Origin of the sequence: Zobellia sp. OII3 (genome assembly GCF_002211465.1) — a bacterium.
GTDB classification, from domain to species: domain Bacteria; phylum Bacteroidota; class Bacteroidia; order Flavobacteriales; family Flavobacteriaceae; genus Zobellia; species Zobellia galactanivorans.
Map to the genome: position 1 here is coordinate 1 of NZ_MWRZ01000012.1, position 12793 is coordinate 12793.

General features: G+C 39.2%; 11 protein-coding genes. 5 read left to right on the plus strand and 6 right to left on the minus strand.

Going from position 1 to position 12793, the window contains the following annotated elements; all coding sequences use genetic code 11:
- The first annotated feature begins 429 nt into the window (after nt 1-429).
- Both B4Q04_RS20025 and B4Q04_RS20030 read left to right on the plus strand, forming a co-directional pair.
- Nucleotides 430-1293, plus strand: coding sequence for a tyrosine-type recombinase/integrase (locus tag B4Q04_RS20025; protein WP_236631060.1), 864 nt, complete (start codon nt 430-432; stop codon nt 1291-1293).
- The gene (locus B4Q04_RS20030; protein WP_088697850.1) at nt 1293-2435 is read left to right on the plus strand and encodes an IS91 family transposase; all 1143 of its coding nucleotides are present in this window, start codon (nt 1293-1295) and stop codon (nt 2433-2435) included. Before B4Q04_RS20025 ends, B4Q04_RS20030 begins: the two co-directional genes overlap by 1 nt.
- Nucleotides 2436-2713: 278 nt before the next feature.
- Here B4Q04_RS20030 and B4Q04_RS20035 read toward each other — a convergent pair whose 3' ends face one another.
- Nucleotides 2714-3433: a hypothetical protein gene (locus B4Q04_RS20035; RefSeq protein ID WP_088697851.1), complete on the minus strand. Its 720-nt coding sequence runs from the start codon at nt 3431-3433 to the stop codon at nt 2714-2716.
- 336 nt (nt 3434-3769) lie between these two features.
- On the opposite strand from B4Q04_RS20035, the gene B4Q04_RS20040 reads away from it, so the two are divergent.
- Both B4Q04_RS20040 and B4Q04_RS20045 read left to right on the plus strand, forming a co-directional pair.
- Nucleotides 3770-4633, plus strand: coding sequence for a tyrosine-type recombinase/integrase (locus tag B4Q04_RS20040; protein WP_236631060.1), 864 nt, complete (start codon nt 3770-3772; stop codon nt 4631-4633).
- The gene (locus tag B4Q04_RS20045) at nt 4633-5775 is read left to right on the plus strand and encodes an IS91 family transposase (RefSeq protein WP_088697852.1); all 1143 of its coding nucleotides are present in this window, start codon (nt 4633-4635) and stop codon (nt 5773-5775) included. Before B4Q04_RS20040 ends, B4Q04_RS20045 begins: the two co-directional genes overlap by 1 nt.
- A 280-nt stretch (nt 5776-6055) precedes the next feature.
- Here B4Q04_RS20045 and B4Q04_RS20050 read toward each other — a convergent pair whose 3' ends face one another.
- The 4 genes from B4Q04_RS20050 to B4Q04_RS20065 all read right to left on the minus strand — a co-directional run bounded on the left by B4Q04_RS20050 (nt 6056) and on the right by B4Q04_RS20065 (nt 10274).
- Nucleotides 6056-7777 (minus strand): DUF2326 domain-containing protein, encoded by a 1722-nt coding sequence (locus tag B4Q04_RS20050; protein ID WP_088697853.1) that lies wholly within the window; start codon nt 7775-7777, stop codon nt 6056-6058.
- Nucleotides 7768-7992, minus strand: a complete 225-nt coding sequence (locus tag B4Q04_RS20055; protein ID WP_088697854.1) for an ABC-three component system middle component 6 — start codon at nt 7990-7992, stop codon at nt 7768-7770. Before B4Q04_RS20055 ends, B4Q04_RS20050 begins: the two co-directional genes overlap by 10 nt.
- Nucleotides 7979-8947, minus strand: a complete 969-nt coding sequence (locus B4Q04_RS20060; protein WP_088697855.1) for an ABC-three component system protein — start codon at nt 8945-8947, stop codon at nt 7979-7981. Before B4Q04_RS20060 ends, B4Q04_RS20055 begins: the two co-directional genes overlap by 14 nt.
- A 214-nt stretch (nt 8948-9161) precedes the next feature.
- The gene (locus B4Q04_RS20065; RefSeq protein WP_013994519.1) at nt 9162-10274 is read right to left on the minus strand and encodes a tyrosine-type recombinase/integrase; all 1113 of its coding nucleotides are present in this window, start codon (nt 10272-10274) and stop codon (nt 9162-9164) included.
- Nucleotides 10275-10528: 254 nt separating this feature from the next.
- Between B4Q04_RS20065 and B4Q04_RS20070 the strand changes: the two genes are divergently transcribed.
- On the plus strand, nt 10529-10738 hold the full coding sequence (locus B4Q04_RS20070) for a hypothetical protein (RefSeq protein WP_123772404.1): 210 nt from the start codon (nt 10529-10531) through the stop codon (nt 10736-10738).
- Between the two features lie 920 nt (nt 10739-11658).
- Here the strand turns inward: B4Q04_RS20070 and B4Q04_RS20080 are convergent.
- Nucleotides 11659-12792: a type II secretion system F family protein gene (locus B4Q04_RS20080; protein WP_088697858.1), complete on the minus strand. Its 1134-nt coding sequence runs from the start codon at nt 12790-12792 to the stop codon at nt 11659-11661.
- Between the last annotated feature and the right edge of the window lies 1 nt (nt 12793).

A 12793-nucleotide genomic window follows, 5' to 3' on the forward strand; every position in this document is an offset into this window, starting at 1 on the left:
GTCCAGACAAGTGGTGTAGAGGGTAAGCTGGGTACGGGATTGTTTCTGTTGATACTCCATACTTAAAGATAAGGAATATCGAACCTTGCGAGGTAAAGCTATCTTTAAGTATTGAGACAGTCTGACGATCTTGTATATGGCTCGTAGCGTGCAAATTAGAAAATTATTTTCGGATGCAGCACAAGCCAGATTTTTAAATTTTACTATTTATTTTTTTCATTGGTAATCGTCAAATTTAAAAATTTGGCGACTTTCCAAATATGCCTTAACTTCGATTGAACAACTAATTAGCTATGAGCTATATACGTTGTTGAACTAAACCTAAAGGTAGCTTCAAGAAAAAACCGTTCACTACCTTTAAGTATTGTTCAATCCTCAAGATGTAAATTATGAAAAAAAAGTAGTACCCTGATCGAACGGGCCTGTAAAATGGTCCCTGAGTTCGCTATTAACTACCGTAAGCTGGAACGTTCGGTCGAACTGTCCGGCAAGAGCCGAAGTACCCTTACCAATTACGCGCGCTGTCTTTCCCATATGGCCCTGCATTTTGGCCGTAGTCCCTTGTCATTGGACAGGGAGCAGGTGCTGGATTATTTGCACTACCAAAAAAGACGGCACAAAACCCCATCGGACAGCTTCTTCAAGCATACCGTTTATGGCCTCCGCTATCTGTACCGCATCTATGATCTGCCCGGGCACCGGGTAGCCCTGCCCTCGATAGAACGGCCGAAGAAACTACCGGTAGTACTGAACAGGGAAGAAGTAAAACTACTTTTAAGAACACCCAAGCTACACAAACACCGTTTGTTATTGGCCCTGCTCTACGGCTGTGGACTTCGCAATGCCGAGCTTCGCAACCTGTATATCAAGGATATCGATATGGATAGGAAACAGCTCCATATCCGTCAGGGCAAGGGCCGCAAGGACCGCTACGTACCGCTTTGTGATCTACTGATACGTGGTATACAAAGCTATCTAGACTCGGAACATCCCATACAATGGCTTTTTAATGGCAATGATAAATCGGGCAAGTCCGTGGGTCTGTCGCCCAATGGGGTGCAATGGGTGGTGAAACAGGCGCGGCAACATAGCGGTATCCTAAAAGAAGTAACCACACATAGCCTGCGCCATACCTATGCCACGCATTTATTGGAAATGGGTATGGACATCATGAGCCTAAAGGACCTTTTGGGCCATGTGGACATACAGACCACCATGGTGTACCTGCACGTATCGCGGATCGGCAAAACGGCTGTTTTCAGTCCCTTGGAAAAGTTATACGGCCCACGGTAATGGCACGGCCCCTATATCAAGTGGCCGATGTATTGGAACGTAACGAGGAACTGTTGACACGGTATACCGGCAACTCTTGGCAACTGCGTACCCTGCATGCCCTGCGCAAATGTAGAACCGCCGCACTTGGCGGTCATATAGACCGTTGCAACGACCCGCGGTGCGATCGGCTACACCTAAGTTACAACAGCTGCCGCAATCGTCATTGCCCGAAGTGCCAAGGGCACAAACGCGAACAATGGATACGGGCAAGGGAAAAGGAACTGCTGAACGTGCCCTATTTCCATGTGGTGTTCACCCTGCCGGACACGCTGAACCAACTCTGCCTTTACGCCCCGAAACAGGTATACACTATATTATTCAAGACCGCATGGAGCGTTTTACGGGATTTTGGTGCCGACCCCAAGTTCCTTGGAGCCGGTACGGGCATGGTCGCCATACTGCATACTTGGGGCCAGAACCTAAGTTTGCACCCGCATTTACATTGTATCGTTCCCGGAGGCGGCCTTACCGCCAATGGAAAATGGAAGTATGCCAAGAACAAGGGCAAGTACCTTTTTCCCGTAAAGGCAATGAGCAAGGTCTTCAGGGCACGTTTTGTGGAAAACATCGGAAAGGAGTTTGACCAGCCCCGGTCATTTTATGATAGACTCTTCGCCAAAGATTGGGTAGTGTATGCCAAACGCCCTTTTGCAAACCCTGAATATGTTGTGGAATACTTGGGGCGCTATACCCATAAGATAGCGATCGGCAATCACAGGATACGATCAATTGCCAACGGCAAGGTAATTTTTACCGCCAAGGATTATAAAAAAGGGGGCGCAAAGCAGCTACTTGGTCTAAATGATGCGGAATTCATACGGCGCTTTAGTCTGCACGTCCTGCCCAAGGGTTTTGTACGTATACGCCACTATGGTATTTTAAGTAGTACGAAAAAGAAAACGGTACTACCGCTGCTCATGGCGGAAATGGGGCAGCCACCACCAAAACAAGAATCACCGCCGATCTTGCACCGAAGGTGTCCCAGCTGTAATGAAGGCATTTTGGTAACGGTCTTTATGTTCGACGGCAGAGGGCCGCCCGGACATTGGATCGCCAAGATAAAAGAACAGGATAGAAACCCCCGGGCCGGAACGGCGTAATGGCCGTAGGGGAAACCTATGGCCCAAAGTGACCGTTTCTGATAAAAAGTGCTCATCGGCAATAGAAATTCAAGGCTTAGGATAGTAGAAAACATCCGAACGGAGTCAAAAAACACACTGACCGTAAAGGTATCCACACAGGTGCCACTTCAAATTCCCCTCCCGATACATATCAATACCCATAGGGAACAACGCGGACAAAGACCCGGTGTAGTTCAACACCACATTCATGCTCGGTCGTACCGACCGCACGAATGCTTAGTTATTCTACGCAGTTTTTATTCCGAAGCCAAATTTTTTATTGTATTTCCTTTTTCGTCTAGCACTTCTATTTTTGGATTGTTTTGATTGTCCACATATATTTTTAATCGGTCGATTCCTTTTTGGTCCTGAATAAAAATCCCAGCGTTTTCGTTAGACGTTTTGCCGATAAACATTCTTTCGGCTGTAATTAGTCCTCCAACTTTTGCTTTTTTGATTACTTTGATAGCTTCTTGCATTGAAAGACCTTTTTTCTGTAAAGAATCAATTTTTTTAGCAATTATAGGCATCGTATAATTTTCGTCTTTATCCCAAAATTGGATACCATATCTCGATTTTCCTTCATTGTTTTTTAAGTAACGCATTTGCATAATTTGGTCGGTCTTATATTGGTCAACAGATAAAATCCAAGACGAGCCGTCTTTTTTGTTTCCTTGAAATAGTATTCCGCCAACTTCGTCTTGCTCTTCGTTGAAAAAAATAATTCCAGCTGGTCTTTCCCGTTCTCCAAATAACATTTCTCCGTTAAACATTCCAGAATGTTGTTTTGATTGGTTGCTGATGACCATTTTTAAATCTCCATTAGGTTCTATTATATTAATTCTTTCAACTGTAATTTCATCGAATTTTTTATTTTTTTGTTCAGTTTTAAACGCTGATAAAATGGCAAAAGCTAAAACTGCTGTTAAGGTTGCCGAATACAATTTTAAAATAAAGTTTTCTCTTGTTTTATTCATATTCTTAATGGTTGTTTAAATTGCGTAGAACGTCTCGTATATGAAAAGTAGCGCTGAAAATAAGCGACAACTTTTTGGATTACACACAAGCCGAATTTTTAAATTTTACTATTAATTTTATTTTGGGGTAATCGTCAAATTTGAAAATTTGGCGACTTTCCAAAAACGCTCAAACCTTAGTGTTAGCAAAGACTTGCGCTATTTTTTATATATAATGTTGAACTAAACCTAAAGGTAGCTTCAAGAAAAAACCGTTCACTACCTTTAAGTATTGTTCAATCCTCAAGATGTAAATTATGAAAAAAAAGTAGTACCCTGATCGAACGGGCCTGTAAAATGGTCCCTGAGTTCGCTATTAACTACCGTAAGCTGGAACGTTCGGTCGAACTGTCCGGCAAGAGCCGAAGTACCCTTACCAATTACGCGCGCTGTCTTTCCCATATGGCCCTGCATTTTGGCCGTAGTCCCTTGTCATTGGACAGGGAGCAGGTGCTGGATTATTTGCACTACCAAAAAAGACGGCACAAAACCCCATCGGACAGCTTCTTCAAGCATACCGTTTATGGCCTCCGCTATCTGTACCGCATCTATGATCTGCCCGGGCACCGGGTAGCCCTGCCCTCGATAGAACGGCCGAAGAAACTACCGGTAGTACTGAACAGGGAAGAAGTAAAACTACTTTTAAGAACACCCAAGCTACACAAACACCGTTTGTTATTGGCCCTGCTCTACGGCTGTGGACTTCGCAATGCCGAGCTTCGCAACCTGTATATCAAGGATATCGATATGGATAGGAAACAGCTCCATATCCGTCAGGGCAAGGGCCGCAAGGACCGCTACGTACCGCTTTGTGATCTACTGATACGTGGTATACAAAGCTATCTAGACTCGGAACATCCCATACAATGGCTTTTTAATGGCAATGATAAATCGGGCAAGTCCGTGGGTCTGTCGCCCAATGGGGTGCAATGGGTGGTGAAACAGGCGCGGCAACATAGCGGTATCCTAAAAGAAGTAACCACACATAGCCTGCGCCATACCTATGCCACGCATTTATTGGAAATGGGTATGGACATCATGAGCCTAAAGGACCTTTTGGGCCATGTGGACATACAGACCACCATGGTGTACCTGCACGTATCGCGGATCGGCAAAACGGCTGTTTTCAGTCCCTTGGAAAAGTTATACGGCCCACGGTAATGGCACGGCCCCTATATCAAGTGGCCGATGTATTGGAACGTAACGAGGAACTGTTGACACGGTATACCGGCAACTCTTGGCAACTGCGTACCCTGCATGCCCTGCGCAAATGTAGAACCGCCGCACTTGGCGGTCATATAGACCGTTGCAACGACCCGCGGTGCGATCGGCTACACCTAAGTTACAACAGCTGCCGCAATCGTCATTGCCCGAAGTGCCAAGGGCACAAACGCGAACAATGGATACGGGCAAGGGAAAAGGAACTGCTGAACGTGCCCTATTTCCATGTGGTGTTCACCCTGCCGGACACGCTGAACCAACTCTGCCTTTACGCCCCGAAACAGGTATACACTATATTATTCAAGACCGCATGGAGCGTTTTACGGGATTTTGGTGCCGACCCCAAGTTCCTTGGAGCCGGTACGGGCATGGTCGCCATACTGCATACTTGGGGCCAGAACCTAAGTTTGCACCCGCATTTACATTGTATCGTTCCCGGAGGCGGCCTTACCGCCAATGGAAAATGGAAGTATGCCAAGAACAAGGGCAAGTACCTTTTTCCCGTAAAGGCAATGAGCAAGGTCTTCAGGGCACGTTTTGTGGAAAACATCGGAAAGGAGTTTGACCAGCCCCGGTCATTTTATGATAGACTCTTCGCCAAAGATTGGGTAGTGTATGCCAAACGCCCTTTTGCAAACCCTGAATATGTTGTGGAATACTTGGGGCGCTATACCCATAAGATAGCGATCGGCAATCACAGGATACGATCAATTGCCAACGGCAAGGTAATTTTTACCGCCAAGGATTATAAAAAAGGGGGCGCAAAGCAGCTACTTGGTCTAAGTGATGCGGAATTCATACGGCGCTTTAGTCTGCACGTCCTGCCCAAGGGTTTTGTACGTATACGCCACTATGGTATTTTAAGTAGTACGAAAAAGAAAACGGTACTACCGCTGCTCATGGCGGAAATGGGGCAGCCACCACCAAAACAAGAATCACCGCCGATCTTGCACCGAAGGTGTCCCAGCTGTAATGAAGGCATTTTGGTAACGGTCTTTATGTTCGACGGCAGAGGGCCGCCCGGACATTGGATCGCCAAGATAAAAGAACAGGATAGAAACCCCCGGGCCGGAACGGCGTAATGGCCGTAGGGGAAACCTATGGCCCAAAGTGACCGTTTCTGATAAAAAGTGCTCATCGGCAATAGAAATTCAAGGCTTAGGATAGTAGAAAACATCCGAACGGAGTCAAAAAACACACTGACCGTAAAGGTATCCACACAGGTGCCACTTCAAATTCCCCTCCCGATACATATCAATACCCATAGGGAACAACGCGGACAAAGACCCGGTGTAGTTCAACACCACATTCATGCTCGGTCGTACCGACCGCACGAATGCTTAGTTATTGTAGCCAGTGCTTTTATTTATTTTCAATACGGAAGAGTTTGTTATCTTCTGATAGTTCCAATATAAAGTTGTCAGGATTATTTAATTCAACAGGTAATTTGTCCTTTAATATTGACGCAACAAATTGAATATTATTTTCATTTACAAACTGAGCTATTTTAACTAATTGATTGTCGTGCATTAGTTCTTTCTTATCATTCAATAGAAAATCCATACTTGGTATTTCTTCATTTCTAGCAAAAAGAATATAGGCGATATCAAAACAAGAAATCTCTCCTTGTTTTTTGCCTGAACTAAAATTTGTATTGAAAGCAGAAAATTTATATAATCGCTGTCCTTTTCTATTTGTTACTTTCTCATACTTTAATGCGTATTTCTCGTCATAAAGGTATTCAGAAACTGATGAGAAATATTTGTTGAATTTGTTTAATTGAGTTTTTACCTTTTCTTCAAATTCATCGGAAAACAGCGCTTCATCAATTTCTTTTAGTTCACTGTTATAAGAGTTCAGATTGTCTTCAACTTCTTGAAGTTGTTGAATTGTATTTTCATATTCTCCTTTTATTCTGTATTTCTCAGTTAATTCACTAATCAAAAGTTCTAATTCTTCAAATGAATCGCTTTTAGCAATCAATTTAGATAATTTTGATTCTTTGCTTAATAAGACTTCTAGTTGTTTGTGTTTTTGCTCAAGTTTTTGCTCTAAATTAGGTAGTTCATTATTGATAAACTTTGCTTTTTCTGTAATCATTTGATTATGGTAGTTTACCATATTTTCAAAAGATTTTTGTAATTCTCCTAATATATCTGTTGCTTGATTATAAATTTGTTCAAGTTGTGGAAGGTCAATTTCTGACTTATGTGCTTCTAAATCATTTTTTGCCTCAATTATTAATTCCTTTCTAATATTTATTTTACTTATCTCGGAACTTAATTTGTTGATTTCATATTTGATTTCATTTAATTTGTTCAAATCTGATTCAAAATTTTCGTTTAGGTTTAGCTTAGACTTTTTAACATTTAATTCCTCAATATCGTTTTCAATGAGAGATAATGTAGTCTCATATGCTGATTTTGTTTGAAATTTCTCTAACCGTTTTTTAAAATTATCTTCTTGTCGTATATTTTGAAGTATTCCTTGTTTTTGATTTCCTTCATTAAACTCACAACCTAGAAGATATAAGTATAGCGTTTCGTATTCGGCATCGGAAGTAAATTTATCCAATGTCTTTAAGGTGTTATTAATACTTAAATCCTTATATCGAATGTTATGCGAAATGATTTGTCGAAAACTTGGTTTTTCTGCTACTAAATTTGGGAAAAATAATTCTTTTAGCGCATTTTCAAATTCTTCATCTATATATTGTTGACCATTAATACGTCTAATAACTGTTTTCTGTGCACTAAGAAAGTTGCGCTCTATTACAACTTCATTTTCTTCTTTTGAATCTAATGAATTTGATAGAGTAAGTACAACTAGAACTTCATTGTCAATTAGAAAGTTTTTTACTAGAGCATATACTTCTTTTGGGTTTTCTGGGTCTTGCCATACATTATTCTTGTTAGCTCCGAAACAGAAGTCAATTAGTTTTAAAACAGTTGTTTTTCCAATATTATTACCTGTAATACTTTCTTCACTTTCGTCTACAATTAAATTTATTCCACTGCGGAATGGAATCTCACGAATTACAGAGGATTTCTTACCATTAATTATTTGAAGTGATTTTAAGAACATAATTTTACGTCTCCTTGATTTATTTCAGCTACATTAATTATATAAAGCCAATCTAGACATAATATATAAACTGGAAATGACATTTTTTTATTTTTAGTTACGTTTTGATATAAATCAAGCATATCTAGTTTGCCAAACTCTTGCAGAGTTTCTAAAACTAGCGAAGCATTAAAATATATGCTATTTTCTGGATGAATATTATCAGGTAGTAACATATTTGTAATCTTTAGGGTTTTCGAAAATTTTACATCTGATAAATGCATCGACAACTAAAATGTCAATACACAATTCAATTTCATCAATAGGTATGTTGTTTAGATTATTGCTAATCAGAATTTTGTTTTTAATGTTTTCTATAGTGTTAAAAAAGATATCATCTTTGTTATCTGTTTTTTTTAGTTTTCTATATTCCTTTTTTATTGAATTTAGAACTGAGTTACTTTTATTTGCACCTAATAAATCAAATTCTGTGTACTTTTCATCTACTTTTTTATAATAGACACAAAATTCTTCAATTACTTCTCTTGCTTCATCAAGTTCATTAAATTGAATTTTCCTTTCTATTTCAAAACTATTAGAATTGTCGTCAATATGTGAATCATCCCATTTTTCGAGGGATAAGATATTTATTATAGTTGCTAAATTACTATCTAATTTTATTATATCAATTTCTCCTCCTAATTCATCTTTTATGAATTCATAGAGTTCTCTTTGACTTTTTATTGTTTTTGTGAGGATATCATTTAAAATCGTCTTTATATCGAAGATATCATTCTTAGGGTCAAAAATTACTGAATGAGGGTTTGAAAATGTTTTAGTTTTTAAATCTGTTGCATCTACTGAAATTGAAATAAACTTAAACCTATAACCCTTATATTTTTTGAAAATATCTTTTGCTAAAGTAGTTTCTATTTTTTGTTTAGTACTAGTAGATGATACTTGGAAAATTATTTTGTTTTTATGGTCTATCAAATCAATAGCTTCAACATTCTGAGTGTTGCTATTTAAATTAATTAGCTCATAACCATATAATAAATTAAAAAAATGAAGATAGAAATTCTCTGAATGCAAGTGAAGATTAAGGATGTTTAGTTTTCCTTTTGTCTGTATTCGATGAGCAAGTATATGAATTTTCTCATCTATGTATTCAAAATATTTGCTTCTATTCATTCAGGTTTAAGATTTGCTCAAAGATAATTATTAATTTATGCTATTATTTAATTATGCGTAATGTTTTTCTGCATTGGCTACAACTTGTTTATATGCGGAACATTCCGTCTTATATCCTACCAATCTGGCGTGATATGCGGAAGTTACGGTTTAATTTATCACTATTATTTTTCACTTTTTATTTACTATATAAGAATGCAATTTAATTCTTAATTTAAATATTGTCGTAAGGATTTTTTATTCTACTTAAACTATTGTTCGATACATGGGTGTAGATCATCGTGGTTTTGGGACTGTTGTGTCCAAGCAGTTCTTGTATATACCTGATGTCGGTACCATTTTCCAACAAATGGGTCGCAAAACTGTGCCTTAAAGTATGTAACGTAATCCTTTTGTTTATTCTCGCTTTTTCAACCGCATGTTTAAGTATTCTCTGTGCACTGGCACTAGAATATTTTGCAGCGCCCTGCCCTTCGAACAAATACTCCTTGGGCCTATAAATCTTATAGTAGTCCCTTAATAGCCGCAAAAAAGATTCGGAAAGCAAAGTATACCGATCCTTCTTCCCTTTGCCCCCCTTGATATGAATTAGCATCCGTTTACTATCGATATCCCTGATTTTTAAGTTAATGGCCTCCCCTACCCGCAATCCGCCAGAATAAATAAGGCTTAATAAAGTTCTATGTTTAATATTTGTAATTACTTCGAAAAGCCGCTTTATCTCTTCCATACTTAGCACTACAGGTAGTTTTCGCTCCTTTTGTGGCCTTTCCAAGTGAAATTCATCGACCCTTTTACCTAAATAAAAAAGGTATTTCTTTATGCCGCTAATACATTGGTTCTGATAGGAAATAGATTTGTTGCGCCTTACTATGAAGTCATAATTGAAAGATTCGATCAGCCGCTTACCCATGTCGTCGGTATTCTTTAATTTAGCGTACCTAACAAAAAAAGTTGTTACTTCAATATAGGTATTGATGGTATTTTCGCTCAGTCTCCTCTGCCGCAACCATTTTTTGAACTTATGGATATCCTCCAACTGAGGCCCGTCCAATTCCGGTAAACAAATGGGCTTTTCAATGATTTTTATCGGTGCCTTACTTTTCAGACCACTATAGTCCACATAGCAATTTATTTTCCTTAAATGCTTGAATATTTTTCTTTTATTTTGTCCCGAGTGCCCTATATAAAAAGTCCGCTGTAGCGAACACCACTTTACATCGGGAAGTTTTCCCAGATGTAATCGTACGGAATCTTCATTGGCAAAGTCAATGGCGATGCGCTCTTCCCCATCTGCAGTAAATAATGTCAGCTTCACAGTAATCATACGATTTCTTCCCAGTATCGTGTATTATCAATGATACCCTATCAGCAATTATAGAACTACAATATATTCAATTCCAAATAATTACACAAGACCATGTCCACGGCATAGGTCTTCATCGCTTTTAAAATTAATAACGTCTATTATATTACCCTATACTTCCCATAGTGCCTTTAGCGGCTCCCTTTGGTCCCTGGCCTATCAAGGTGCGGGCCGGGCAAAGATTTTATAAAAAGAGCGAGCCTACGAGCCTGGTTATGCAAAGCGTCCCGGGCCGGATCTTCTTCCTTTGGACAATGGGAAACGGAGCCATGGTAAGTGAACTATATAATCGTGCCGCATTTCAAGACCTTTTTCATCTTCTGGTCGTGGTAGTCCAAAAGTCCCGCCAAGGTATTATGGGTTACATCGCTGCCAAGGTAACGCTCCTTGACCGTATCGGCGGTAACGATACGTACCTCCTTTAGCAGGTCCTCGTGGACCTTATGGAGCCTTGCCCTGGTGGTCTCTATCTTTCAGTTGACCAATTGGCCCTAGGCTCCGCTGTCCTGCATCTTTCCGGCGGACGGGTTCCACTTTTCAAGGGGAAGGTCCTATTTCAGGCTGATTTCCTTCGACCGGGCGATGACGGTGATCCTGACATACAAAAAGGGCTTGTTCGGGACTGTTCTTCTTTTTTCGTAAAAAAAAGGAAATGGAGAATGTTAGGTTCGTTCGCATCGTATAGGCTTTTTAACTGAAACAAAAACTCTATACGAAAGTCAAACTACACGTCCACCAAGGGCGGACAACAATACCAAAATACGAAAAAAACGAACTCACGATTGACTCACGATTTGGCGGAAAACTCACGGTGAACTCACGATTAACAGGATGGCAATTGTATCAAAACAAGGCATAAAAAAAGGTAACCGTATGATTTAAATACAATTACCTTTCGTATAACACATTTAATATGTTAAAAAGTCGGGATGACAGGCTTAAAAACCTGAATATAAACCCTTTTAAACCAGTTATTTACACATAAACATCCGAAAAAGGACATCAATTAAGACATTAACGAGAGCGTTCTAAGCTTTCTGTGTAACAAATCTAAGGAAATGATTTTAAATACCATGAATAGGGAACTTACTAAGCTTATTCTTTGACATAAATTCTACCAACACCTAGTAAAGAATTGCTATTTTAGGTGTTCAAAAATTTTATTTAATCCTATTTGATTTTATTTGATTGATTGAAAACATGGCTTCGGAAGCCAAGCTATCAGTCTTTCAATGGATAGAAGCTTGGTACAACAGAAGAAGAATACACTCCACTTTGAGATATAAAATGTAAGCTTCCCTTAGATAGAATTGCTTAGTTTTCTAAAACTTTATTAAACAAAGGTCTACCCTAAAACACTACTCAATTTAAACATCGGCAGATACATGGAAACCAAAATAACGCCCACAAAAATTCCAACTACAACAATAATCAATGGCTCCATAAGCGTAGAAAGTAATTTGGACTTTTGTTGGACTTCAACACTATACAGCTCGTTAAGGCGCTCAAAAATGTACTCCGTCTGATTGGTTTCCTCTGCTACTTTTATCAGAGAAATCATTTTGTTATCGAAAATTTTATTACCCTTCAAACTTTCATTTAAACTGAGTCCCTTTAAGACACCATTCTCAACTGTAGTTAAAGCCTCCTGCAACGGAACAAAACCAATCATTTTTTTTACCATTTGGATACTGTTCAACATAGGGACCTTGGAAGAAGTTAATAAAGAAACTGCCTGTGTAAATTGAGCTAGATAAACCGTTTTTATAAATTGCCCGACGTACGGAATTCTTAATAGTAAATAGTCCTTGTTTCGCTTAAACCACCTCTTTTTTGAGAATGTTTTTCGTAGTATAATTATTGAGAATAGAAGTAGTAGAACCAACCACCCGTAATCTCTGATAAAATTAGAGGCATTGATTATCATTTTAGTTATGGCAGGGAGCTCCACTTTATTCTGCTTGAAGATATCCTCGAACATGGGTACTACCATACGGAGCATGAAGACAACCACCAAAACGGCCGTAATTAAAATAATAATGGGATAAGTCAAGGCATTCATGAGACTTCTTCGTTGCTCATTCTTTCTAGCATAGAATTTCCCCAGCTCTTCCGTAATTCTTGTGAGGTTCCCGGTCTCCTCCCCGATTTTAATGGAATAGTATTCATATTCGGTGAATTCTTTTTTATCTTGGAGGATTTCATAAAAGCTTTTTCCAGAAATCAAAGCATCTTCCATACTGCAAAAAAAAGAGCGCAGTTTCTCTTTTTTTTGGTTTTCCTTTAATAACGCCAATCCCTCTCGAAGATTTATTCCTGCATTTAGTAGTACGCTCAATTCTGCATAAAAATCCTCCTTTTTCTTGTTCCCGAAAAATGAACCGAATAATGTAACTTCTTTTTGAAGCAATTTAGACAATCCATCCGGTTTGGTTGATTTGGATTCTTTCAATACAGTATGTTCCAGTTTAAATCCCATC